Source organism: Streptomyces sp. NPDC091282 (assembly GCF_044757385.1).
GTDB lineage: Bacteria > Actinomycetota > Actinomycetes > Streptomycetales > Streptomycetaceae > Streptomyces > Streptomyces gramineus.
This window is the reverse complement of the sequence record NZ_JBIVUX010000005.1, coordinates 24,257-47,700: the sequence shown is the minus strand read 5'-3', so window position 1 is coordinate 47,700 and position 23,444 is coordinate 24,257. Positions and strand designations below refer to the sequence as shown.

The 23,444-nt window shown below is 69.9% G+C and carries 24 protein-coding genes and 4 tRNA genes; 12 read left to right on the top strand and 16 right to left on the bottom strand.

What is annotated here, in order from left to right:
- Nucleotides 1-93 precede the first annotated feature (93 nt).
- Nucleotides 94-270, bottom strand: a complete 177-nt coding sequence (locus ACIQOE_RS23470) for a CsbD family protein (protein ID WP_401414202.1) — start codon at nucleotides 268-270, stop codon at nucleotides 94-96.
- A gap of 183 nt (nucleotides 271-453) precedes the next feature.
- On the opposite strand from ACIQOE_RS23470, the gene ACIQOE_RS23465 reads away from it, so the two are divergent.
- Nucleotides 454-621, top strand: coding sequence for a hydrophobic protein (locus ACIQOE_RS23465; protein ID WP_351313579.1), 168 nt, complete (start codon nucleotides 454-456; stop codon nucleotides 619-621).
- A gap of 338 nt (nucleotides 622-959) precedes the next feature.
- On the top strand, nucleotides 960-1,313 hold the full coding sequence (locus tag ACIQOE_RS23460; RefSeq protein ID WP_399013449.1) for a PRC-barrel domain-containing protein: 354 nt from the start codon (nucleotides 960-962) through the stop codon (nucleotides 1,311-1,313).
- Nucleotides 1,314-1,615: 302 nt separating this feature from the next.
- Here the strand turns inward: ACIQOE_RS23460 and ACIQOE_RS23455 are convergent, their stop codons facing one another.
- The 6 genes from ACIQOE_RS23455 to ACIQOE_RS23430 all read right to left on the bottom strand — a co-directional run bounded on the left by ACIQOE_RS23455 (nucleotide 1,616) and on the right by ACIQOE_RS23430 (nucleotide 6,074).
- Entirely contained in the window at nucleotides 1,616-1,975 is a 360-nt protein-coding gene (locus ACIQOE_RS23455; protein ID WP_401413457.1) for an ANTAR domain-containing protein, read from the bottom strand.
- 228 nt (nucleotides 1,976-2,203) lie between these two features.
- On the bottom strand, nucleotides 2,204-2,509 hold the full coding sequence (locus ACIQOE_RS23450; protein ID WP_401413455.1) for a hypothetical protein: 306 nt from the start codon (nucleotides 2,507-2,509) through the stop codon (nucleotides 2,204-2,206).
- Nucleotides 2,510-2,714: 205 nt separating this feature from the next.
- The gene (locus ACIQOE_RS23445; RefSeq protein ID WP_392076635.1) at nucleotides 2,715-2,921 is read right to left on the bottom strand and encodes a cold-shock protein; all 207 of its coding nucleotides are present in this window, start codon (nucleotides 2,919-2,921) and stop codon (nucleotides 2,715-2,717) included.
- Nucleotides 2,922-3,162: 241 nt separating this feature from the next.
- On the bottom strand, nucleotides 3,163-4,353 hold the full coding sequence (locus ACIQOE_RS23440; protein WP_401414200.1) for an amidohydrolase family protein: 1,191 nt from the start codon (nucleotides 4,351-4,353) through the stop codon (nucleotides 3,163-3,165).
- A gap of 23 nt (nucleotides 4,354-4,376) precedes the next feature.
- Nucleotides 4,377-5,492 (bottom strand): MAB_1171c family putative transporter, encoded by a 1,116-nt coding sequence (locus tag ACIQOE_RS23435; protein WP_401413453.1) that lies wholly within the window; start codon nucleotides 5,490-5,492, stop codon nucleotides 4,377-4,379.
- A 3-nt stretch (nucleotides 5,493-5,495) separates the two neighbouring features.
- Nucleotides 5,496-6,074 carry a hypothetical protein gene (locus ACIQOE_RS23430; RefSeq protein ID WP_401413451.1) on the bottom strand — a complete coding sequence of 193 codons (579 nt, stop codon included), beginning with the start codon at nucleotides 6,072-6,074 and terminating at the stop codon, nucleotides 5,496-5,498.
- A 677-nt stretch (nucleotides 6,075-6,751) separates the two neighbouring features.
- On the opposite strand from ACIQOE_RS23430, the gene ACIQOE_RS23425 reads away from it, so the two are divergent.
- Nucleotides 6,752-7,186 (top strand): pyridoxamine 5'-phosphate oxidase family protein, encoded by a 435-nt coding sequence (locus tag ACIQOE_RS23425; RefSeq protein ID WP_401413449.1) that lies wholly within the window; start codon nucleotides 6,752-6,754, stop codon nucleotides 7,184-7,186.
- Nucleotides 7,187-7,388: 202 nt separating this feature from the next.
- On the opposite strand, the gene ACIQOE_RS23420 is transcribed toward ACIQOE_RS23425, so the two are convergent.
- The 5 genes from ACIQOE_RS23420 to ACIQOE_RS23400 all read right to left on the bottom strand — a co-directional run bounded on the left by ACIQOE_RS23420 (nucleotide 7,389) and on the right by ACIQOE_RS23400 (nucleotide 10,815).
- Nucleotides 7,389-7,462, bottom strand: a tRNA-Phe gene (locus ACIQOE_RS23420).
- A 23-nt stretch (nucleotides 7,463-7,485) separates the two neighbouring features.
- A tRNA-Asp gene (locus ACIQOE_RS23415) sits at nucleotides 7,486-7,560 on the bottom strand.
- 186 nt (nucleotides 7,561-7,746) lie between these two features.
- Nucleotides 7,747-8,988 carry a tyrosine-type recombinase/integrase gene (locus ACIQOE_RS23410; RefSeq protein ID WP_401413447.1) on the bottom strand — a complete coding sequence of 414 codons (1,242 nt, stop codon included), beginning with the start codon at nucleotides 8,986-8,988 and terminating at the stop codon, nucleotides 7,747-7,749.
- A 105-nt stretch (nucleotides 8,989-9,093) separates the two neighbouring features.
- A tRNA-Glu gene (locus ACIQOE_RS23405) sits at nucleotides 9,094-9,166 on the bottom strand.
- A gap of 80 nt (nucleotides 9,167-9,246) precedes the next feature.
- Complete coding sequence (locus tag ACIQOE_RS23400; protein ID WP_401413445.1) at nucleotides 9,247-10,815, bottom strand: metallophosphoesterase; 1,569 nt, start codon at nucleotides 10,813-10,815, stop codon at nucleotides 9,247-9,249.
- Nucleotides 10,816-10,908: 93 nt separating this feature from the next.
- On the opposite strand from ACIQOE_RS23400, the gene ACIQOE_RS23395 reads away from it, so the two are divergent.
- The 5 genes from ACIQOE_RS23395 to ACIQOE_RS23375 all read left to right on the top strand — a co-directional run bounded on the left by ACIQOE_RS23395 (nucleotide 10,909) and on the right by ACIQOE_RS23375 (nucleotide 16,305).
- Complete coding sequence (locus ACIQOE_RS23395) at nucleotides 10,909-11,262, top strand: metallopeptidase family protein (RefSeq protein WP_351316094.1); 354 nt, start codon at nucleotides 10,909-10,911, stop codon at nucleotides 11,260-11,262.
- 79 nt (nucleotides 11,263-11,341) lie between these two features.
- Nucleotides 11,342-11,866 carry a hypothetical protein gene (locus ACIQOE_RS23390; protein WP_365559209.1) on the top strand — a complete coding sequence of 175 codons (525 nt, stop codon included), beginning with the start codon at nucleotides 11,342-11,344 and terminating at the stop codon, nucleotides 11,864-11,866.
- Nucleotides 11,867-12,127: 261 nt separating this feature from the next.
- Nucleotides 12,128-14,308, top strand: coding sequence for a DEAD/DEAH box helicase (locus ACIQOE_RS23385; protein ID WP_401413442.1), 2,181 nt, complete (start codon nucleotides 12,128-12,130; stop codon nucleotides 14,306-14,308).
- Between the two features lie 311 nt (nucleotides 14,309-14,619).
- The gene (locus tag ACIQOE_RS23380; protein ID WP_365569492.1) at nucleotides 14,620-16,134 is read left to right on the top strand and encodes an amino acid permease; all 1,515 of its coding nucleotides are present in this window, start codon (nucleotides 14,620-14,622) and stop codon (nucleotides 16,132-16,134) included.
- Nucleotides 16,135-16,232: 98 nt separating this feature from the next.
- Nucleotides 16,233-16,305, top strand: a tRNA-Lys gene (locus tag ACIQOE_RS23375).
- Between the two features lie 495 nt (nucleotides 16,306-16,800).
- Here the strand turns inward: ACIQOE_RS23375 and ACIQOE_RS23370 are convergent.
- Nucleotides 16,801-17,136 (bottom strand): hypothetical protein, encoded by a 336-nt coding sequence (locus ACIQOE_RS23370; RefSeq protein WP_401413440.1) that lies wholly within the window; start codon nucleotides 17,134-17,136, stop codon nucleotides 16,801-16,803.
- Between the two features lie 102 nt (nucleotides 17,137-17,238).
- Nucleotides 17,239-18,441: a helix-turn-helix domain-containing protein gene (locus tag ACIQOE_RS23365; RefSeq protein ID WP_401413438.1), complete on the bottom strand. Its 1,203-nt coding sequence runs from the start codon at nucleotides 18,439-18,441 to the stop codon at nucleotides 17,239-17,241.
- A 76-nt stretch (nucleotides 18,442-18,517) separates the two neighbouring features.
- Between ACIQOE_RS23365 and ACIQOE_RS23360 the strand changes: the two genes are divergently transcribed.
- The 3 genes from ACIQOE_RS23360 to ACIQOE_RS23350 all read left to right on the top strand — a co-directional run bounded on the left by ACIQOE_RS23360 (nucleotide 18,518) and on the right by ACIQOE_RS23350 (nucleotide 20,856).
- Nucleotides 18,518-19,186, top strand: a complete 669-nt coding sequence (locus ACIQOE_RS23360) for an HAD family hydrolase (RefSeq protein ID WP_401413436.1) — start codon at nucleotides 18,518-18,520, stop codon at nucleotides 19,184-19,186.
- A gap of 440 nt (nucleotides 19,187-19,626) precedes the next feature.
- Nucleotides 19,627-20,112, top strand: a complete 486-nt coding sequence (locus ACIQOE_RS23355) for a hypothetical protein (RefSeq protein ID WP_401413434.1) — start codon at nucleotides 19,627-19,629, stop codon at nucleotides 20,110-20,112.
- Between the two features lie 189 nt (nucleotides 20,113-20,301).
- Nucleotides 20,302-20,856, top strand: coding sequence for a DoxX family protein (locus tag ACIQOE_RS23350; RefSeq protein ID WP_351328843.1), 555 nt, complete (start codon nucleotides 20,302-20,304; stop codon nucleotides 20,854-20,856).
- 15 nt (nucleotides 20,857-20,871) lie between these two features.
- Here the strand turns inward: ACIQOE_RS23350 and ribA are convergent, their stop codons facing one another.
- Complete coding sequence (ribA, locus tag ACIQOE_RS23345) at nucleotides 20,872-21,513, bottom strand: GTP cyclohydrolase II (RefSeq protein WP_399012023.1); 642 nt, start codon at nucleotides 21,511-21,513, stop codon at nucleotides 20,872-20,874.
- Between the two features lie 174 nt (nucleotides 21,514-21,687).
- Complete coding sequence (locus tag ACIQOE_RS23340; protein WP_351328846.1) at nucleotides 21,688-22,215, bottom strand: MarR family transcriptional regulator; 528 nt, start codon at nucleotides 22,213-22,215, stop codon at nucleotides 21,688-21,690.
- Between the two features lie 88 nt (nucleotides 22,216-22,303).
- On the opposite strand from ACIQOE_RS23340, the gene ACIQOE_RS23335 reads away from it, so the two are divergent.
- On the top strand, nucleotides 22,304-23,434 hold the full coding sequence (locus ACIQOE_RS23335; protein ID WP_351328848.1) for a dihydrofolate reductase family protein: 1,131 nt from the start codon (nucleotides 22,304-22,306) through the stop codon (nucleotides 23,432-23,434).
- The last annotated feature ends 10 nt before the right edge of the window (nucleotides 23,435-23,444 follow it).

Genomic DNA, 23,444 nt, shown 5'->3' with positions numbered 1-23,444 from the left:
AGAGTGGGCCGCATGCAGCGGGCTGCGTTCTTAGGGGGCGGACAGCACGGATCCCGGACACCTACCGGTGCCCGGGATCTGTAGTGGTGCGGTCTACTTGGGCTTGATCGCGTCCTTGGCCTTCTCCTTGGCCGCGCGCAGGTCGCCCTTGGACTCCTCGGCCTTCCCTTCGGCCTTCAGGCGCTCGTTGCCGACTGCGCCGCCGGCAAGCTTCTTGACCTTGCCCTTGGCCTGCTCGCCCTTGGCCTGAGCCTTCTCGTCCGCAGCCACAGCCACTCACTCCTGCCTCGCTCGGGATTCAAGTACGCCCTCCGGGTGACCCCCGGCGGCATTTCCAAACCTGAGGGCTTGCCGCACCGTCAGTCGCAGCCGGCGGGGTTATAAAACCTTTATCGGATCCGTGGGAGTGGAGAGCGATCCGCGGGACACACGACGGCCCGGAGGTTGATAACTATGGTTCCCGTTCTGCTTGTTCTTCTTCTTGCTCTGATTCTCTTCGGTGCCGGTTTCGCACTCAAGGCCCTGTGGTGGATCGCGGTCATCGTGCTGATCGTGTGGGTCCTCGGGTTCGTGATCCGTCCCACCAGCGGCGGCAAGCGCGGCCGCTGGTACCGCTGGTAGGCGGCCCCCAACAGCCCATCCACCAGGGGGGTCTCGGCGCCAACGCGTCGGGACCCCCCTGGTGGCGTTCTGGTGCTGCTGTCGTGAGGGGAGCGGTTTTCCTGTCGATCCGGGGTACGGGAAGTAAACGGCCGGAGACGGCCGTGACGCCGGGAACCACGGCCTCCAGTACGCCGTCTCCGGTCGTCCCGTCTTTTCAGGACGCGAAGGTGTGAGCCGCGAAAGCCGGGGGCACCCGGCATTCTGAGGGAACGTCACCTATTGGAAGGCGTTCCGGAAAAGCAAACCCGCGGTATAGCTGTGGGACGTAGCGAATCTCTGCAAGGGAGCCGTGCAATATGAGTGACAGCATCTGGGGCTACCAGCCGACCACCGGCTACACCGCGGGCACCGACCTGACCGGCTACAAGGTCGAGGCCACCGACGGCAGCATCGGCAAGGTCGACAAGCACTCGGACGACGTCGACTCCGCCTACCTCGTCGTTGACACCGGAGTGTGGATCTTCGGCAAGCACGTCCTGCTGCCCGCCGGCACCGTGCGCACGGTCGACCCGGACGAGCGCAAGATCTACGTCGGCCTCACCAAGGACCAGATCAAGGACTCCCCGGAGTTCGACAAGGACAAGCACCTCGGTGACGCCGGCTACCACCAGCAGGTCGGCGGCTACTACGAGACCCACCGGGGTATCTGACCCCCCGCCGCAGCACAGGGAGGGGCCCGGCCTACCGGCGGGCCCCTCCCTGTGCTGCCCCTGACCTAACCTCGGACGGCGTGCACACGGGACACCGGCCCCGGTCTAATTGGCACGACTGCCTGATGGAGACCATGTGCTTGCGGGTGGCACTCAGTCTGTGTCCCCCCGTACGGCTGATACGGGAGAGCCGTGTAACCGTGATGCTCAGGTCGCGAGCACGAACGGACCGGAACGGCCATTGTGCGCCGCGCACTTACCGCGCCCGGCCTGCGTCCTTGACGGATGCTTCCACTCCCGGGTCACGCATGTCCGTTCTCCTGGGACAGGCAGTAGGAGTTGCGGAGCCGCCAGCGTTGCAGGGCGGCCTCCAGTTCTTTACGAACCGGCGCCGACATCGGTCGTTCGCCCAGGGTCCAGCCGGTGACTTCGTCGGCGACGGCATGAAGCCTGACGTTGGCGTGCTGTGAGACTTCGCGTAGCACGTGCCACCCGTCGGCCGGGGGGACCCGACGCACCGCCATGAGCACGCCGATCGCCTGGTCGATCACCGCGTGGGAATCGACCGCCTGCCGCAACTGCGCGTTCTCCTCTTGCAGTCGGGCCATCTTCTCCTCGTTCTGAGGATCGTCCGGTGCGGACGGTTCACGCGGTGGCTGCATGACAGAGTCCTCTGAAACCGGGGACAGGGCCATAGGAACAGCTGCCCCGCCAAAACGGCGCCAGCCCCCCGTCTTCACATTTTCGCACCCGCCGCAGGCGGTGTCTCTTCGCCGCCGCGGCGGCGAAGGGACCCAGGGGCTGCTGTCCCAACCCATGCACGAGTGGCCACACACGCCTCGCCTACACGCACCCGCCGCATGACGCTCACGGGATCCACGACCGTGGGATCAGGAAACCAGCCTGACCTGTACCTCGCCGGTCAAGGGACCCACCTGGACGGCATGACCGGCCTGCACCAGGACCACCGTCAGTGCGTGACGCAGAGCCGAGCGCATGCCCTCGTTCCCTGCCTGGAGCCGACCCGCAGGGTCAAAACCGGATCCGGGCTCCCACGTCACGTCTACGGCATCCGCCTCCCGACGCACCCGCAGGCCATCCGCGTCCTCGTCGGACGACGCCAGATCGAACCCGGCACGCACAAGCGTCCGGCGGACATCCCTCAACAGCCCGTCATCGTCACCCAGAGTATTCATCTCGACACTCTAGCCTGTGCAGGCCAAAGGCCCCGAGCAGCCACTGACAGTCTGCTGCCCAGACGCAGCTGGCGCCAAGATGGACTGGACGCGTCCGCCGGCGTACATGGGGCCAGGGACCTCATGCCTGGTCACCTGGCCTCACGTCTTCAGGAGGCCGAAACCTCCGGCCACCTCGTACTGTGCTGACTGTCTACTGATGAACTCAGCTGCGGACGATGTTCTCGGCCTGGGGCCCTTTCGGGCCCTGAGTCACGTCGAACACGACATGCTGGCCCTCGACGAGTTCGCGGTACCCCCCGCTGCCGGAGATCTGGGAGTAGTGCGCGAACACGTCCGGTCCGCCGCCGTCCTGTTCGATGAATCCGTAGCCCTTTTCTGCGTTGAACCACTTCACGGTGCCGCTGGCCATACTCGTGCCCTTCACATCCCGCCGGGACTCGCCGGCTCGTCTGGGTGCGGTGCCGTCCGCGATTGGACAGGACCCGACCCCAGTTCTATCCCGGCGCCGCTTCACTGATCCCGCTCCGCGGGCATAGCGTGTCGTGTCGGGGGCTGGCACACGTACTGTCACATCGGCCGAGCCGGTGGAAGTCGTTCTGCCATACACGGGGTCGTGCACGTGCCAGAAGCACGGCACTGGCGTTTAATCCCTACCGGCCGCCCCTGCTGGTCGGCTCGTGGCGCCGGCCTGAGGCGAACACGGCCCGGACTCCGCTCAGCGCGGAGAGATTTGAGAGCGGGTCACCGTCGACCAGGAGGAGATCCGCGCGGAAGCCAGGAGCGACCTTGCCGGTGACGTCCCCCAGGCCCAGGGCATCGGCCGCCTGCGACGTCGCCATGTCGATGATCGAGGCGTTCGACAGGCCCAGGTGCGAGTAGAACCCCAGCGCCGGAACCAAGCCGTCGAAGCCCGCACGCTGAACGCCCGCGTCAGTTCCGGCGATCAAGCGGACACCGGCCTCAGCCATCTGCCGCACCAGGTCGAACATGGCGGCGGCACGCTCCTCGCCGAAGAACTTGGGGAGCATCTGCCAGTGTGGGCTCACGGCCGGGCACACGGTGATGTTCTTCGCGATGATCTGCTGGACCACGTCGGGCCGGAAGTCGAGGCCGTCGCTCGACATCCAAGTGCAGTGTTCGATGGTGTCGACGCCCGCCTCAACGGCTGCGGCGATGCCGTCGGCGCCATGCGCATGGGCCGCGACGGGTACGCCCGCCGCGTGGGCTTCCTCCACCAGGGCGGCGAGTTCTTCTGCGGAGAACTGGCTCTGGTGGCTCTTGGGGCCGTCCTTCGTCAGGCCCCCACCAGTGACCATCGCCTTGATGACTCCTGCCCCGGACGCGAGGTTGCGCCGTACGAGGTCGCGGATCTCGGCTTCCCCGGAGACCTCGCCGCCCAGGAAGTGGCAGTGGCCGCCGAGGGTGGTGGCCGGGGTGCCCGCGGACACGATCCGCGGTCCGGCCGTGCGGCGGTCGTTGATCTCGGTCGCCAGGCGAAGAGCTAGTCCGCCGCGGTCCCCGAGGTCTCGGGCCGTAGTGACGCCGCTGCGCAAAAGCTGCTCGGCGCGACGACGCATGTCCTCGAAGAGGGCATCGTCCGTGGAGCCCTGGAGGGTCGCGACGGGGTCGGGGCCGCCGTCGAAGGCCAAGTGCACGTGGGCGTCGATGAGGCCGGGCAGAACGGTTCCGCCGAATTCGAATCGGGGCACGCCGGCCCCGGCCCGTTCCTCGATCTCCTTGCGTGGCCCGACGGCGACGATCGACTCGTCCTCGATGAGGATGGCGCCGTCTTCCAGGTAGGTCCCCGAGTCGACGAGCACTCGTCCACCGGTAATCAGCATCGTGACTCCTTGATCGTGCGAGGTCATGCGGCTGCGCGCAGTTCGTCGGATACCGCAATCAGTTGTTTCACATCGGACTCGCGGTCGCTGCCCAGCGCCATCGCGAGGGGAACCGCGCGGCGGGGCGCGGGAACGCCCTTCTCGATCCGGGCGGAGGCCCGGCGGAGCCGAGCGGCAAGCTCAGCGGAGTCGATGTTGAGGACCGTGCCGTCGTCGCCCTCATCCAGCAGGTACGGGCTGATGTCCACCAAGCCGTCGCGGCACTCCACAATGCGACGGTGGTAGCGCCGGTGCACGCCGCGGGCCCGCCACCGGTCCAGGGCCGCCGCAGACGCCGGCCGCAGCACGTTGTCCGGGTAGGCCTCTGCCAGTAGCTCCCACAACGGACCAAGGCGACGGTGATCGCGCCGGTGGCGGAGCCAGAGGCGCAGAGACGAGATCCGGGCGCGGGCTCCGGAGTACGTGATGCCCGCCGCGAACGTGAGGACGGACGCCACCAGGAGGAAGGCGACGGCGGCCATCAGCGGTTCGGATACCTCTACGCCTGCCGCGCGAACGGCGACAATGACTGCGCGGATCGCGCAGGCTACCGCCATTGCGCCCAGACCCGCGGCGGTCATCCAGAGCCCAGTGGAATGAGGGCGCCGGGACATGCGGGCATAGCGGCGAGTCCACCGGCACGCCATGCTGAGGGCGTACATCAGGTAGAGGCCAGCGCCGCCGTAGAAGAAAGAGATCTGCGGAATTGTCATGTCCGCCGTACTGAAGGATCCGGCGAACACCTCGTGTGGCACAGACTCGGCAGCCACGGTGATAGCCACCGCGACGCCCGCGACGACGACGGCCTCCGTACGAGCCCTGCGCCGGCCCGCGTCCTCGTCGGCAGCGGAGAAGAGGTAGAAGCACATCAGGAAGTACACCGCGAGCAGCAGCAGCACATTCTGGATCAGCTTCGCCGTCCCGTGGCCGGCGACAGTGTCGACGCCGGACGCACCGCCGGGCATCGCCACGGGGTATGAGATCGCGGCACACAGCAGGCAGAGAGTGACCGAGCGAAGAGGGGCGTCTTGCGGACTTCGCTTCCACTGGTAGAGCTTCCAGACCAACGCAGCCAGGAGCCCCAAGAGCAGGAATTCCACGTTCTACAGCCACCCTCGCCGGTCGCCAAGCGCGGACTCGACCCGTCGCAGGGCAGGGTCATCGGCCGGAGGAGTGGAGTCTGCGAGCAGAGCCGACCACTCAAGGATGATCGTTGCCACAAGCTCGACGGAGCACTCCTCGCCGTCGTCGTATGAGCAGCGCTGGGCGACACGCTTGATCGACTCGACGCCGAAGACCGGCATCAGAGTGGCCCACCCCTCCACGTCTACGGCCGACGCCTCCTCATCGGGCTCGGCAACCGACGTGTCGATCTCCACCTCTCCGGAGGTGTCCTCGGCAGCACCCTCGTTCTCGGCCACGAGGATGTGCCCGACCTCGTGCAGGATGATGTGGTCTTGGTGCAGGCGAGTTGTCTCCTGCTGGTAAAGGATCACGTCGTAGGTGTCGTACTCGGCCCACATACCCGAGGGGCCGGGCTTGGGCAGCGGAGCTGCGCGCAGGTACAGGGGACGCCCGCGGCGTCGGCTCAGGGCCTGACAGAGTTCATCAACGTCGAGCGGGGGAGTGACCCCGAGGTCTTGCAGCTCGCGGCGAATCAGGCGATGCAGATCCTTTTCCACCGTCCGGGCCGCGGCTGGCCGCCAACGCCCGAGGCGCCGGCGGAGGGCTGCGTCCTGAGTAGGAGTTCCAGACTCCGCCGCGATCCGGCCCCTCTTATGCGACCACACTGAGTAATCCTTCCAACCGGCAGGTGATGGCTCCCCCAAGCCGGGCGGCACCGCGCCGAAGCCAATGACGTCAGGTTCCCGGGGCCGGAAGCGACCACGCCGGATACGCCTGCGCTCTTTCCACTACCTCGTGGAGATCGTGGGATGCCGTGGCGTCCAGGGTCTCTTGCCTTGTCAGATGTCACATGCGCGAACGCACGATGAGACCCCGAGTCGGCGACCCATGGAGCCTTCGGGAACCTCTGTGGACAGTACGTGACGCGTCTGACGAGACATGGCCTAAAAGTCATGATCGATTCTTGTGGACCGCAGGTAACCGCGAGTGGTAAAAGCGTCCTAAAACGGGCGTGTCAAATGGCGAGAAGTGCTCTGAACTGGGAATTTAATTTCTGGCGTGCACTGATCAATCCGTGGGGAGTGCTCAGCGACTCCGTTACTGATCTGAGACATTTGACGATGGGGATACTTTCGTAAAGGCCCCCGAAGGGGATAAAAACCCAGATCTATAGCGCTGTGGCAGCGGTCACTCCAGGGCAGTTCGGGCAACCGGTACGTTTAGGCTTTCAGTCATGTCGAACGCGATATCCGATCAGCCGGACAGCTACCTGGAGTTCTGGGCCGAGTACCATCTGTGTACATTGACCACGTTGCGCCCCGATGGACGGCCTCATGTCGTACCGGTCGGCGTGACCATAGATGCGGCTGCTGGAGTGGCCACGGTTATTACCCGCAAATCCAGCCGCAAAGTAGCCAACATCCTTGCGTGGGGCGGTGAAGCTCGCGTGGCCGTGTGCCAGGTTGACGGGGGCCGTTGGGCGACGCTCGAAGGCGTGGCGGAGGTGTGCGCCGAAGAGGCGATCGTCCAGGAAGCTGTTGCCCGTTACGGGGAGCGATATGGGCGTACGCCGGCGCCGGATCCTGAGCGCGTGGCGATCAGAATCTCGATCGAACGAAGCATGGGGCAGACTTTCCCCGTGCGCGCCCGTCCGTCCGCAGCAGCATGAGCCGTTGGCGTCTTCGCCCCGGCGGCGACGCCTTACGGGCGTCGCCGCCGGGGCGAAGAGGCAAAGCGGCCATTGAGGTGCAGCCATTTGGTCTATGGGGACTAGCTTCGATGTGATCGGGCGGTGTGCCCCACTGCACCACGGGCGGCAGACGCTCGGCGACATGCACAAGGCCCCAATCCGGAGATTGGGGCCTTAGTTGTGGCTGGGGCCGGGGTCGAACCGGCGACCTATCGCTTTTCAGGCGATCGCTCGTACCAACTGAGCTACCCAGCCAAGAAGTTCATGAAGAACTTCAGCGGTCCTGACGGGATTTGAACCCGCGGCCTCCACCTTGACAGGGTGGCGAGCACTCCAAACTGCTCCACAGGACCTCGCACATCAGATACCCGCTAGGGGGAACGTGATGTTGTGGGTCGGTTCCGGCGCTGGCGCCTGAACCGACGCTGACTATACCCGACGGAGACCGTGGGGCTGAAATGAGTTTTTTGCCCGCCCCGCTGGTGCCGCCCTGATCGCTGTGCTTCTCCCGCCCCCGAGGGGCGGGAGAAGCACAGCGATTACGCAGCTAGGGCTGACACGGCCAGGGGTGCATTCGGGTTCATGGCCCAGTCGACCGCGGCGATGACTTCGTCGTCCAAGGCGTCCAGAAGGTGGCCGTAGCGGTCGACCGTCGTGGTGATGGACTCGTGCCCGAGGCGGCCCTGAATGGCCGGGAGGGGAACCTTCGCAGCGATGAGCCAGGAAGCATGCGAGTGCCGTAGATCGTGCACGCGCGGGGCCTTGGTGAGGCCGTCGGCACGGGCACCCTCGATCGCCGGATGCCAGCGCAGGCTACGGAAGGTCCAGGTGTCCCAGCGACCGCCCTTGGGGCCCTGGAAGAGGAGATCGTTGGGGGTGATCCCCTTCGCCCGCCTGCGGAGCATCTGGTCCAGGTTGGTCGTGATCACCAGCGTCCGGCGGGCCTTCTTGGTCTTCGGGGCGCCGAGGTATGCGGCGCCGTCCTCGTCGCGCTTCCAGGCACGCTGGATGCGGATAGCTGGCCGGCCGTTTCGTCGTACGAGGTCGCGAGGCTGGAGAGCCGTAATCTCGCCCCAGCGAGCGCCGGTCTCGGCAAGGGCGTCGGCCAGTTCGCGGGCGTCTTGGTCGACCAGGTGAGAGCGCAGCAGTGCCCACTCATCACGTTCGAGGAAGACCATCTCGTCTTCGACGCCATCGTCCTTGCGGGGGAGCCGAGTGCCTGCGCAGGGGTTCTTCGTCCGCAGGGGCGGGTTCCGCTCAACCGCGCTCTGGCAGATGCCGGAGAGCAGCCCGTGAACGTTCCGGATGGTCTTCGGGCTGAGCTTGCGGCGTCGGGTGCCCTCCACGTCATGCGGCGCCAGTCGACCGGCCTCCAGGTCGTTGACCCATGAACGTATGTGGTCCGAGGTGAGCCCGCCTTCTCCCTCGCGCATCGAGTAGCTGCGGAACCACGGCGAGAGCTTCTGGTGAACCAGCTTGCGGTACTCGGCCTTGGTGTCGCCTTGGACCCCGGTGAGCTGTCCGATGTAGTGAAGCGCGAAGGGCTCGAACAGTTCGCCGGGTTCGCGTACATCGGTGACGAAGCCGCAGCCGCGCACCCACCCCGGCGGCCAGTCCTGGCCGTGACCGTTCACCAGGTCCTTGAAGCGCTCGGCGGCCATCTCGTCATCGAAGACTTCCGATTCCTGCTTCCTCTTGCCGTCCTGATCCTCGGGGCCACGCCACATCACCGTGTGGCTGAACGTGCCGTCGCTCTTTGCGCGCTGCTTGATGTACGCCATGCAGCGCACCGTAAATCAGATGTGTGCTGACACGGTGCTGACGTTATAGACACAAAGAGTCCCCCTGACCGACGTTTTCGCTGGTCAGGGGGACCGTAAGCGCTGTGCCCCCAACGGGATTCGAACCCGTGCTACCGCCTTGAAAGGGCGGCGTCCTAGGCCGCTAGACGATGAGGGCTATCGGCCCGCCTGGGCGCTTCTCAGCGCGTCGGGGACGTGAGAAGCATATGGGATGGCGGGGAGGATCGCCAAAACGGTTTACGGCCCCGAGGGCGTCGGGGTGCGCGGGGTGCTTCCCGGGGCTGACGGGCCCTTCCGGGAGGAGGGCGTGCCGTCCGGCTGTCCGCCGCGGAGCCGCTGGTCGAACGTGTCCGTCGTGAGGTGCCGGCTGACCTCGGCCGTCGTCTCGCCCAGGCCGCCCAGCCTGATCTCGTCCCAGGCCTGGAGCCGCCGGGTGTCCCGGTCGATGTAGAGGACCGAGGCCTCGATGGGATCCGGATACTTGCCCTCGACCGCCCGCAGGCCGCTGCCGCCCGTGGAGCCCTCCACCCGCAGCCGGGTGCCGTGCGCCAGGACCTCGTTCTGCTCGTGGTGCAGATGGCCGGCCAGGACCAGGGGCACCTCGCCGTCGGTCATCCGCGCGGCGGTCGGTTCATGGGCGACGGCCACGTCCACGGGTGTGCCGGCCGCGCGCTGCTCCCGCAGGGCGGTCGCCAGCCGGTCACCGGCCTGCTCCTCCGCCGCGTCCCCGCCCGGCGCGGCCGAGCGGTCGGGCGTGAACTGGGGGTCGCCGATCCCGGCGAAGCGCATCCCGGCGATCGTCTCGGCGCGGCCGTCGTCCAGGACGTGCACGTTCTTCATGCGGGACAGATAGCGCTGGGTGGTCTTCGAGTCATGGTTGCCCCGGACCCAGACGTACGGCACGCCCAGGTCGGCGACCGGGTCGAGGAAGGCGTTCTCGGCGGCCGTGCCGTGGTCCATGGTGTCGCCGGAGTCCACGATCACGTCGACCTTGTACTCCGCCACCAGCGAGGCGATGATCTTCCAGCTCGCCGGGTTGAGGTGGATGTCGGAGACGTGCAGGACGCGGAGGGTGGTCGGGTCCGGCGCGTAGGCGGGGAGCGTGGAGGTGGCGTCGTACAGCTTCGTCACGTTGGTCACCAGCCGCGCCAACTCCTTCTGGTAGACGTCGAATTCCGTGACGATGCTGCGGGCGTTGCCGACCAGGGCCGGGGCCGAGGAGAGCAGGCCGGAGAACCTCGGCTCCAGGACCGACTCGGGGTTCCAGGTGGCGTACGCGCTCACGCCGGAGGCGGCGAGCAGGGCCAGGGCGAGGCCGCCGGCGGTCAGGGCGCGGCGCGGGCGGCGGTAGACGGCGAGACCGAGGGCGGTGGCGCCGCAGACGACGGCCACGCAGGAGCGCACGGCCACGTCGAGGGTGCCGCGCTCGACGTCCTGGGCGACCTCGTCCTGGAGGCCGGAGAGGCGCTCGGGGTGGTCGACCAAGGCCTGCGAGCGGACCGGGTCGAGCTGGTCGACGTTGACGTCCAGGCGGACCGGCGCGGTGTGCGTGTCCAGGGAGAGCGCGCCCAGCGGCGAGACGTTGATCTTCGTGCCGCCGTGCAGGGACGGGCGCAGGGTCATCGTCGTGTCCATCGGGCCGACCTGGGCCCGGACGTTCCCGACCACCAGCAGGCCGAGCCAGGCACCGGCCAGGACGACGGCCGTCAGGCCGAGGATCCGCATCCAGACGGGCGGCGCATGGGCGTCGGGGGCCAGTTCCAGATCGGGGAGGCGGGTACGGGCTCGGGCTCGGACGCTGGCCATTGGTGCCGTATGCCCAGGATTGCGGGCGCGTATGCGAGGACGCCGGGACGTCCGGGGCTCTCGTACCGGTGCTTCGTGCCGGACAATGGGCGTGTGCTGGAGATGACGCGCGAGGAGTTCGAGGAACTGGTCGCCGAGGCGCTCGACCGGATCCCGCCGGAGCTGACCCGGCTGATGGACAACGTGGCGGTGTTCGTCGAGGACGAGCCCGACGACCCGTCCGACCCCGAGCTGCTCGGGCTGTACGAGGGGACCCCGCTGACCGACCGCGGGGAGTGGTACGCGGGCGTGCTGCCGGACCGGATCACCGTCTACCGCGGTCCGACGCTGCGGATGTGCTCCTCGCGCGAGGAGGTCGTCGCCGAGACCGAGGTCACCGTGGTGCACGAGGTCGCCCATCACTTCGGCATCGACGACGCGCGGCTGCACGCACTGGGGTACGGGTGACACGTCGGTTGCGTGTCCTCTTGCGGGCGGCGGGAGTTGGTGAGGTTGACTCCTTTCTCCGCCCTCGGAGGTGGCCGCCGTGCGCCCCTTGTACGTACCCGCCCGTCTGGCCGTGACCGTGCTGGCCGTCGCGGCCGCCGCGGGCTGTGTGAACGTCGGGGACGACGCGGGGAAGGCCAAGCCGTCGCACTCCGCCGGTCACCACGCCGGTGAGGAGGCCGACGGCGGTTCCGGGGTGTCCGGCGAGGGCGGTGCGGGCTACGGCGGCGAGGCGGCCGACGGGAAGCGCGGCCACGGCGGGAAACCGAGGCCGGGGGAGTCCGGGTCGGCGTCCGCCGAGCCGACGAAGGGCGCGAGCGCCGGGCCGACGGTGCCGGTGAAGCCGGGCAGGAGCGGGGCTCCGGGGGCGCCGGCCGGTCCGACGGGCGCGCCGGCCTCCCCGACCCCGCCGCCGGCCTCCCCCACACCGCCGCCGGCCTCCCCGACGCCGCCACCGCCGGACACCGACCCGCCGTCCGCCGAGCCCTCGTCGTCGGCTCACGAGGACACCGGGCCGCAACTGGTCCAACGGGAGCCGGCTCCGCGCGCGGGCCTGCCCGCCTAGGCGTCCGCGCCCTCCCGAGCGCCGGTTCTGGATCAACGTCGCAGGCGGTGTGAGCTGGGCGTTTGAGGGCGGGTTTGCCTTGAGGGGTGTTGGGTGCGTATGGTGGTAGATCGTTTGATCCCATTTGCCCGGCGCCACCACAGAGCGCGCCGTGTGGCGCGTACTCTCCCTTGCCGTGGCGGACCGCATTGAGGCGGTCGTGAGCGAATCACGGAGTTGACGGGCGCGTGCCGAAGAGACTCCGGAAGGTTTCGCATTCGCATGTCCGTGTCCAGTACTGATCAGTTCGTCGTGTCCGAGAACAACGAGGACAACGAGCTGGTGAACCAGGTCTCCGAGGAGACCGCTGACACCACCACCGACACCACTGACACCACCCCTGAGATCACCTTCGCCGACCTCGGCCTCCCCGAGGGCGTCGTGCGCAAGCTCGCGCAGAACGGTGTGACCACCCCCTTCCCGATCCAGGCCGCGACCATCCCGGACGCCCTGGCCGGCAAGGACATCCTCGGCCGGGGCCGCACCGGCTCCGGCAAGACCCTCTCCTTCGGTCTGCCGACCCTGGCCACGCTGGCCGGCGGCCGCACCGAGAAGAAGCGGCCCCGCGCCGTCATCCTCACCCCGACCCGTGAGCTGGCCATGCAGGTCGCGGACGCCCTCCAGCCGTACGGCGACGTCCTCGGCCTGAAGATGAAGGTCGTCTGCGGCGGTACGTCCATGGGCAACCAGATCTACGCCCTGGAGCGCGGTGTCGACATCCTCGTCGCCACGCCCGGCCGTCTCCGCGACATCATCAACCGCGGCGCCTGCTCCCTGGAGGACGTGCAGATCGCCGTCCTCGACGAGGCCGACCAGATGTCCGACCTGGGCTTCCTGCCCGAGGTCACCGAGCTGCTCGACCAGGTCCCGGCCGGCGGCCAGCGGATGCTGTTCTCGGCCACGATGGAGAACGAGATCTCCACGCTGGTCAAGCGCTACCTGACCGACCCGGTCACCCACGAGGTCGACAGCGCCCAGGGCAACGTCACGACGATGTCCCACCACATCCTCATCGTGAAGCCCAAGGACAAGGCGCCGGTCACCGCCGCGATCGCCTCCCGCAAGGGCCGCACGATCATCTTCGTCCGCACCCAGCTGGGCGCCGACCGGATCGCCGAGCAGCTGCGCGACGCCGGTGTGAAGGCCGACGCGCTGCACGGCGGCATGACCCAGGGTGCCCGCACCCGGACGCTGGCCGACTTCAAGGACGGGTACGTCAACGCGCTCGTCGCCACCGACGTCGCCGCCCGCGGCATCCACGTCGACGGCATCGACCTGGTCCTGAACGTGGACCCGGCCGGCGACCACAAGGACTACCTGCACCGCGCGGGCCGTACCGCCCGTGCCGGCCGCACCGGAACCGTCGTCTCCCTCTCCCTCCCGCACCAGCGCCGGCAGATCTTCCGGCTGATGGAGGACGCGGGCGTCGACGCCGGCCGTCACATCATCAACTCCGGCACGGCCTTCGAGCCCGAGGTCGCCGAGATCACCGGCGCCCGTTCGATGACCGAGGTCCAGGCCGAGTCCGCGGGCAACGCGGCGCAGCAGGCCGAGCGCGAGGTCGCCCAGCTCACCAAGGAGCTGGAGCGGGCGCAGCGCCGTGCCGTCGAGCTGCGCGAGGAGGCCGACCGCCTGGTCGTCCGCGCGGCCCGCGAGCGCGGCGACGACCCGGAGACGGCGGTGGCCGAGGCCGCTGCCGCGACCGAGGCCGCGGTCGAGGCGACGGAGCAGCAGCCGGCCGCCGAGGCGCCGGCCCGGCAGGAGTCCGCCTCGTACGAGCGTCCGCGCCAGCAGCGCGACGAGCGGGGCAACTACGAGCGCCGCGACCGCCGTGACGAGCGTCCCTCCGGCGGCTTCCGCCGGGACGACCGCCGTGACGACCGTCGTGACGGTGACCGTGGCGGCCGTTCCTTCGAGCGTCGTGACGACCGTCCCTCCGGTGGTTTCCGCCGTGACGACCGTCGTGACGGCGGCGACCGTGGCGGCTTCCGCCGCGACGACCGCCCGTCCTCGGGCGGCTTCCGCCGGGACGACCGCGGCGGCCGTTCCTTCGAGCGCCGTGACGAGCGTCCCTCCGGCGGCTTCCGCCGGGACGACCGCCGCGACGACCGTCGTGACGGTGACCGTGGCGGCCGTTCCTTCGAGCGTCGTGACGAGCGTCCCTCCGGTGGTTTCCGCCGGGACGACCGTCGTGACGGCGGCGACCGTGGCGGCTTCCGCCGCGACGACCGCCCGTCCGGCCACCGGGGCAGCGACCGCCCCTTCAACCGCGACCACCGCGACGACCGTCCGGGCTTCCGCAGCGGCGGCCACGACCGCCCCTACGGCCGTCGTGACGACCACCGCGGCACCGGCTCCTTCGGCCGCCGCGACGACAAGCCGCGCTGGAAGCGCAACGGCTGACACCGAGTGAGCTGAGGAAGGGCCCGTACGACTCCGGTCGTGCGGGCCCTTTCCGCTGCTCGGGAACTTTCCACGGGATCGTCGTTCGGCACTGCGGGGACGGCGGCGGCGACATCCTCGCGCAGGGCGAGGCGAACAACCGGTTCCGGTGCTACGGCAGCGGCAAGGGGACGTTCGCGGCCCGGGTGAGGATCGCGACGGGCCGGCAGCACGACAGGGGTCTCTTCCAGGCCTGTTTCCGGCGGGTTCCAGGGCGTTTTCAGCCAAGCTGTGATGCATGTCACGCCCCCGGCGAGGGAATCGCTGGGGGCATGACAGATGACGCGATAGGCAAAGCGGCCTCGGACGAGGAGCGCCTGGCCCAACTCGGCTACACGCAGGTCCTGGCCCGGCGGATGTCGGCCTTCTCGAACTACGCGGTCTCCTTCACGATCATCTCGGTCCTCTCCGGCTGTCTCACCCTCTACCTCTTCGGCATGGTCACCGGCGGTCCCGCGGTGATCACCTGGGGCTGGGTGGCCGTGGGCCTGATGACCCTCTTCGTCGGCCTGTCCATGGCCGAGATCTGCTCCGCCTATCCCACCTCGGCGGGCCTGTACTTCTGGGCCCACCGCCTGGCCCCGCCGCGCTCCGCGGCCGCCTGGGCGTGGTTCACGGGCTGGTTCAACGTGCTCGGCCAGGTCGCGGTGACCGCGGGCATCGACTTCGGCGCCGCGTCCTTCCTCGGCGCCTACCTGAACCTGCAGTTCGACTTCACCGTCACCCCCGGCCGCACGATCCTGCTCTTCGCGGCGATCCTCGTGCTGCACGGCCTGCTCAACACCTTCGGCGTCCGCATCGTCGCCCTGCTCAACGGCGTCAGCGTGTGGTGGCACGTCGTCGGCGTCGCGGTCATCGTCGGCGCGCTGACGTTCGTCCCCGACCACCACCAGTCGGCCTCCTTCGTCTTCACGAAGTTCGTCAACGAGACGGGCTGGAGCAGCGGCCCCTACGTCGTCCTGCTCGGCCTGCTGATGGCCCAGTACACCTTCACCGGGTACGACGCCTCGGCGCACATGACCGAGGAGACCCACGACGCGTCGACGGCGGGCCCGCGCGGCATCGTCCGCTCGATCTGGACGTCGTGGATCGCCGGCTTCGTCCTGCTCCTCGGCTTCACCTTCGCCATCCAGTCCTACGACAAGGAACTGGCGTCCCCGACCGGCGCGCCCCCGGCCCAGATCCTCCTCGACGCGCTCGGCGCGACCACCGGCAAGCTGCTGCTGCTCGTCGTGATCGGCGCGCAGCTCTTCTGCGGGATGGCGTCGGTGACGGCCAACAGCCGCATGATCTACGCCTTCTCCCGCGACGGCGCGCTCCCCTTCTCCCGCGTCTGGCACACGGTCAGCCCGCGCACCCGCACCCCGGTCGCGGCGGTCTGGCTGGCGGCCCTGTCCGCGCTCGCCCTCGGCCTCCCGTACCTGATCAACTACACGGCCTACGCCGCGGTGACCTCCATCGCGGTCATCGGGCTGTACGTGGCCTACGTGATCCCGACGCTGCTGCGGGTCAGGAAGGGCGCCGCGTTCGAACGCGGGCCGTGGCACCTGGGCCGCTGGTCCGGGGTGATCGGCGTGGTCTCGGTGACCTGGGTCGGCGTCATCACCGTCCTCTTCATGCTCCCGCAGGTCTCCCCGGTCACCTGGGAGTCCTTCAACTACGCCCCGGTGGCCGTCCTCGCGGTCCTCGGCTTCGCCGCGATCTGGTGGCGGGTCTCGGCCCGCAACTGGTTCCTCCGCCCGGACCCGGCCCGCCACGAGGACACCGCCAAACTGGTCGATCTCTGACCCTCCGGGCCACTTCTGCCGCGCGACGCGGCCGTGACCCCGATACCCGATCGGCGACACGGCTCCGTCCGGCTATGCTCGGGGAGGCAACATCGCCCGGGCCGTTAGCTCAATTGGCAGAGCAGTGGACTTTTAATCCATTGGTTGTGGGTTCGAGTCCCACACGGCCTACCGAATCGCCCCCAGCTCATAGGTACTTCGAGCTGGGGGCGACGCCGTTTCAGGGCCCGCGCTCGGCCGTATGCCGGCCCGCTGCTGGCCCGAGAGGTCGGCTGGAACGCAGCGCGGGCGGCCACCCGGACCGCCTTGGCGCCTCTCCACAGCCGTAGCCCGTATCAGGCCATCGTGGGTGGCAGCGGAAACCCCAGCCTGGAGATGCTGTTACGGATCTTTCGGGTCATCGGCGTTCCGCTGGCCGATCTGGTGCGCTGAGCGGCCGCCCCGGCGGGGCATGCGGGGCGGCCGCCGTCCCGGACCCGACACGCCGTCTGCGCCGGGACCGGGAGCTTCAACGGCCGAGCCCGCTCGGCTGAGTCTGGCGAGGCAGCGGCCGACAGCTCGTCGGACAGACGGTCACGGTGGCCCCACCGCCCGTGCCTCCGTGGTTCTGCCACGTCTTCGGCTTGCCCTTGATCCTCTTGTCGCAGCGTGCGCAGATCGCCATGGCTACCGGTACCGCCTCTCCAGGCGAACCAGGGCGTACCCGGTCTCGCAGGCCCGGTAGTCGTCGGTGCACTGCTCACAGGCCTGCGTGTGGAGGTGCAGGGTGTGCATGGTTGCGTCGTGTATGCCGCGCTTGTTGGAGCGGGGGAACCACAGCACACCGAAGTCGTCGCGGCGCTCGCCGAGGTCGACGGCCGTCTCGGTGGTGAGCGGAGCCCCGGTCCACACACAGGCCGTGCCGCTCCGCTGCTCTTCGGTGAGGCTGTCCGGGCCGGGCAGCAGGAGCAGCGGAAGCGCCGCCTCGGAACTCAGGCTGGGACTCGGGGTCTCGGTGGGCATGGTCAGGCCTCCACGGTCACGATGATCCGTCTCACACCATCGACCGTATGCAGACCTGCGGCGATCCACCCGAGCTCACAGCTCGGGTGAGCCACGCGCTCGTCAGACCAGGCCGATCCGCTCGGCGAGCTGCTCGGCCTGCCGGGCGTGCATCGCCCGCGCGCGACGGATCACGGTGAGGACCAGCTGCCGGGCGAGAGGCGTCCGCGCCAGATCCTCCGGGGCGACGGCCTCCAGCCCAAGGAGGGCGAGGAGGACCGCGGCATCGTCCCGGCGCTGGCTGTGGCAGGAAGCCACCTCCAGGCCGAAGGTGAACTCGCGCTCCAGGGACGGAATGCTGCTCGTATCGATGGCGTTCGCAGTGTGCAGGGCCTCGCCGGTCTCGCCGGCCTCCATGTCGATGGACAGCGCGTGCAGTGCCACGTTGGTCGGGCCGAACACCGTCCTGGCGACGTTGGTGTCGTCGGACACCTGCCGGGCGGCGGGCGCGGCGTGCTCCCGCAGCCGTTCCCGGGCCTCCCACCACCGGCGGCGCCGCGCTGCGCCCACCACTGCCACCAGCTGGAGGGCGCCGCCCATCGCCGCCCGCTCCATCTCGGCGATCTGCGCGGCGGCCACCTGCTCAGCCGCCCGCAGCGCCAGTTCCTCCGCCTCGGCGGGCTGGCCGGCCGCGAGCAGGACGTGCCCCAGGTTCCACTGTGCGGCCGCGATCCGCAGCGGGTCGTCGGCGTCCTCGGCCGCGCGCATGGCCCGGTCGGCGGCGAGGGTGCCGAGGTCGACTCTGCCGGTACGGCGCAGGTATGAGCGGAGCAGGCAGTACAGGTCGGCGGCGGCTCGGAGGACGACGCGCCGTTCCACCGCGTCCGTACCGGTCCGCGCCGCCCGGGTCGCGTGCTCGACGTCGGCGACGAGGGCGGGCAGGGTGCCGGCCGCTTCGGTGAACCGGGTGCCGCTGGTCTGCCAGCTGCGCCAGGCGACCTCCACCCGGTCTCTCAGATCGGCTCCCGCCGCTGGGGCGCTGCTGCGCGCCGGGCCGTACCCGAGCAGGGCCCGGCCCACCGCGGCTTCGGCGGTGTCGGCAGCTCCCTCGTCTGCTGGGGTCTGCTCGGACAGCAGAGCGGCCGCCGGAACTCCCAGCTCCCGCGCGAGGGCGTACAGGATGGGCAGGGACGGCATCCTGACACCGCGTTCGATCTGCGACAGGTAGTCGGGGGAGATACCGACCAGCCCGGCGACGGTGTCCTGGCGGCGGCCACCGCGGTAGTGCCTGATCCGGTCCCCGATGGGGAGGTCTGCTGCAATCATGCCGCTCCTCGCTGCTTGCTTCGAGCGTAGGGTTCCTGGCGGGCAGAGACGCCTGGTTCACGGAGAGGAGCTGTCGGTGCCGCAGCTGGTTCTGTGGGACATCGACCACACGCTGATGGCCACGCGAGGGCTCGGCGGCCACCTGTGGGCCGACGCCTTCGAGCAGGTGACAGGGGTGCCGTTGCGGGAGCAGGCCGACGTGACCGGGTCGACGGAGCGGGTGATCCTGCGGGAGACCGCGCGCCTGCACGACATCCCCTACAGCGACGACCTGTTCACCCAGTTCGCTGACGCCCTCGGCAGCGTGCACGTCCGCCGCGCCGCCGAGCTACGGGAGCGCGGCCACGCGCTGCCCGGGGCCGCCGCCGTCCTCGCTGCTCTCGCCGGACGCGGCGTCCACCAGTCCGTGGTCACCGGCAACGTCCGGGCGGCCGCCGAGGTGAAGCTCGCCGTGTTCGGCCTCGACTCGTACCTCAGCCTGGACGATGGCGCCTACGGCGAGGACGGCGACCAGCGCCCCGAGCTGCTGCGCGCGGCGCTGGCGCGGTCCGGGGCGACGGCTGTCGACGCGGTTTTCCTCGGCGACACCCCGGCCGACGTCTCCGGCGGGCGCGCGGCTGGAGTTCGCGTGGTCGCCGTGGCCACAGGGCGTACCACCGAAGCGGACCTGGTGGCTGCAGGCGCCGACGCCGTCCTGCCAGACCTGTCCGACACCGAACTCGCGCTGGCGGCCATCGGGGGGTGACCGCCCCGGATGCACGAAAGCGGCCCCGCCTTCCGGAAGGAAGGCGGGGCCGCAGTCAGACGCATGGGTCCGGCTCGGGGGACGGACCCGCCGAGTGTCCTGGTCGTGGTCTTCAGTACGAGCAGGTACCGGGACATCGCTCCGAGCCGGGCTCGGTCGTCCCCCTGCGCGACCTCCAGCTGCCGGATCCGCCGGCCCTGCCGAACGGCCATGCGGGCGATGCCCTCGACGGTGGTCAGATCCGGGGCGTCCTTGGGCTCGGGGATCGCCTCCAGCGCCGGGTCAGGCGGCCCGTCGTCGGCCCTCCGGTCCCGGTTGATGAGCGCCATGACGATGCCACCCACCGTCCCCACGATGGTCGCCAGGATCCCGAACGGCGTCAGGTCTCCGTCCATCAGCCTCTGTGCAAAAGCAGTCGTATGCCTCGCGAAAGGCATGTCATGAAGATCGCAGTCATCGGCGGTACCGGGCTGATCGGATCGCAGGTCGTCAGGGAGCTGCGCGCGGCCGGGCACGAGGCGGTGCCGCATGCGAAGTCCACCGGTGTCGACGTGCTCGGCGGCCAGGGGCTGGACGAGGCGCCGGCCGGAGCCGACGTCGTCGTCGACCTGACGAACTCCCCGACCTCCGACGCGGACACCGTCCGGCTGCCGGCCACGCCGGTCCAGCCCATCGCCGCCGCCGACGTGGCCTCGGCGGTCGCGGAGGTCGCCGCGGGCGCCCCGCTGAACGGCGTCCGGGACATCGCGGGACCCGGCGTCTTCCCCCTGGACGAGCTGGACCGGCTCACGCTGTCCCGCAAGGGCGATCACCGTACCGTCGTCACCGACCCGACCGCCGGTATGTTCGCGCTGGTCAAGGGCGATGTCCTCACCGATCCGAACGCCCGCCTCGCGCCCACCCGCTACACCGACCGGCTCGCCTGACGGCCCGGCGCCGAGCGGGAACCGCCGCGGGTGACGCGCCGCTCCCGACGTGCGAGCCCGGCGCGGGTGCGGAAGCATCGGTAGGGGCGGCCGACGCGGCGCGGTGGCGCGCGCTCGCCGCCGTCCGGTCCAACGACGCCTTTCCCGGCAGGGGAGACGCCTCATCGTCGTCCGTACCGGAGTTCTCACATGGCCAGGCGCACTACGGATTGGCCCTCGGTCCGCGCGCGGCAGCCGGCGCAGCGGGACCGTGAGCGGCACACCACCGCCGGCGACTGGGGGCTGCTGCTCATCAGGCTGGCCTTCGGACTGTTCCTGGCCGCGCACGGCTCCCAGAAGCTGTTCGGGTTCTTCGGCGGGCCCGGTCTGACCGCCACCGGCAAGGGATTCGCCGACCTCGGCTACCACCCGGGGAAGCTCTTCGCCGTGATCGGCGGGCTCTCCGAACTCCTCGGCGGTCTCGGCCTGCTCGTCGGGCTGCTCACGCCGCTCGCGGCCGCCGCGGTGGTCGGCGTGATGATCAACGCCATGGTGACCGTCACCGCGGCGCACGGCTTCTGGGACGAGGACGGCGGCGTGGAGTACAACGTCGCCATCTGCGTGGTCGCCCTCGGCCTCGCCGCGATCGGTCCGGGCCGGCTGGCGGTCGACCGGCTCTTCCGGTGGGGCGACGGCGGCTGGCCCGAGGCCGCCGTCGCGCTCGGCCTCGGCGGCATCGGCGCCGCGATCGCCCTGAGCCTGTGACGGCGCGGCGGTGCCTCAGCCCGCGTTGAGGTCCGTCAGTTCGCCGAGCGGCAGCGTGTGCTGGGTGTGCAGGACCTTCGCGCGCAGGTAGCGGACGTTGTGCGCGGTGCGGAAGACACCGGTCGGCACGCGGTCGCGGACGGTGACTCCGAGGCCGCGCAACTGCTCGGCCTTGTCGGGGTTGTTGGAGAGCAGGTCGAGTTCGCTGAGGCCGAGGGCGGCGAGCATCTGGGCGGCGGCGGTGTAGTCGCGGGCGTCCTCGGGGAGGCCGAGGGCGGCGTTCGCCTCGTAGGTGTCGAGGCCCTGGTCCTGGAGGGCGTAGGCGTCGAGCTTGTTGTAGAGGCCGATGCCGCGTCCCTCCTGGCGCAGGTAGAGCAGGACGCCGCCGCGCTCCGCGATGCGCTCGACGGCCTCGCGCAGCTGCGGTCCGCAGTCGCAGCGGGCCGAGCCGAAGACGTCCCCGGTGAGGCACTCGGAGTGCAGGCGGACCAGCGGGAGCGTGCCGGGCGCGGGGTCGCCGAGGACGACGGCGACGTGTTCCTGGCCGTCGGCGAGGCCGTGGAAGGTCACGAGTTCGGCGTCGACGGTGTAGCCGTCGGTGAAGCGCAGCGGAACCCGGACGCGGGCGCGCTGGGTGGCGGCGGGGAAGTCGGGCATCGGTTCTCCTGTGTCCGGGTGCAGGACGGCGGCGGCGCCTGCTTCAGATTTGAAGCAGATCCACCGCTGGGAACCGTACCCACGTTTTAAATTTGAAGCAACAGCGTTTCAGGGGAATATCCACACGCTCCCGCCGGTGTGCCGTCCGGCGGCGGAGGTCCTTGCGGAGAGGCCCTACGACGGGCCGGAACAGGGCGAGGACCGCCGGCGCCAGGGAACCTCGTCGGAGGTCGGCCGCGGGGTCGACGCGTCCCCCTCCAGCGCCCGCGTGATCACCGAGCTGATCTCCTCCAGCTGCGCGACCTGCTCGGCGGAGAGGTGGTCGAACACCGCCGCCCGCACCGTCTCGACGTGCCCCGGCGCGGCCCGCTCAAGGACCGCCATGCCCTCGTCGGTCAGGGCGGCGAAGCTGCTGCGCTTGTCCCACTGGCAGTCCTCGCGCCGGATCAGGCCGTCCTTCTCCAGCCGGGTCACCGCGTACGTCAGCCGGCTCCGGGTGATCTTCGACTTCTCGGCGAGGTCGGTCATGCGCAGCCTGCGCTCCGGCGCCTCGGAGAGACTGACGAGGATGCCGTAGTACAGGTGCGGCATGCCGGCGTCCTGCTGGAGCTGCCGGTCCAGCGCGTCGTCCAGGAGGTTCGTCGCCGAGATGTAGGCGCGCCAGGCGCTCTGCTCCTTCGGCGTCAGCCAGCGAGTCGTCATGCCGCCAGTGTAGGTTTGTTTCAAACTTTAACCAAGCCTGCCGTCCTCGACCCAGCCCGCCCGTCGCCCCCGGGAGTGAGCCCGTCCGATGCCGTACCCCTACGTCCTGCTGTCCGCCGCCGTCTCCCTCGACGGCTGTCTCGACGACACCGGCCCCGACCGGCTGCTGCTCTCCTCCCCGGCCGACTTCGACCGCGTCGACGAGGTGCGGGCCGGCGTCGACGCGATCCTGATCGGCGCCGGCACCATCCGCGCGGACAACCCGCGGCTGCTGGTCAACGACCCCGGCCGGCGCGCGGCCCGGGTCGCCGCGGGCCGGCCCGAGTACCCGCTGAAGGTCACGGTCACCGCGACCGGCGACCTGGACCCGGACGCGCGGTTCTGGCACACCGGCGGCGAGAAGGTCGTGTACACCACGGACGAGGGCGCGGCGCGGATCCGCGGCCTCGGTGTCGCCGCCGACGTCGTCTCCCTCGGCACCGCGCTCGACTGGCCCGCGCTGCTGCGGGACCTGTACGAGGCGCGCGGGGTCGGCCGGCTGATGGTCGAGGGCGGCGGCACCGTCCACACCCAGCTCCTCCAGCAGGGCCTCGCCGACGAACTGCAGCTGGTCCTGGCGCCCCTCTTCGTCGGCGACCCGAAGGCGCCGCGCCTGTTCGGGCCCGGCGGATACCAGGCGGGACGGCTGCGGCTCGTGGAGAGCCGCCGTATCGAGGACGTCGTCCTGATGCGGTACGAGCCCACCGCGCCCGGCGCGGGCGGGTCGGTGTCCGCCGCCGACCGGCACTGGCTGCGGATCGCCTGCGAACTGGCGGCCGACTGCCCGCCCTCGCGGACCGCGTTCAGCGTCGGCGCCGTGGTGGTCGCGGCCGACGGCACGGAACTGGCCCGCGGCCACTCGCGCGAGGCCGGCGACCCCGTCGTGCACGCGGAGGAGGCGGCCCTGGCCAAGATCCCCGCGGACGACCCGCGGCTGGCCACCGCCACCGTCTACACCAGCCTCGAACCCTGCACCCGCCGCGCCTCCCGGCCGCATCCCTGCGCCGAGCTGATCCTGCGGGCCGGGGTGCGGCGGGTGGTGACGGCGTGGCGCGAACCGGACACCTTCGTCGAGGCGGCCGACGGGACGGGAGCGCTGCGTGAGGCGGGGGTGGCGGTGCTGGTGCTCGGCGCGTACGAGGACCTGGCGAAGGCCCCCAACGGCCACCTGCTGAGCTGACCGCGTTCAA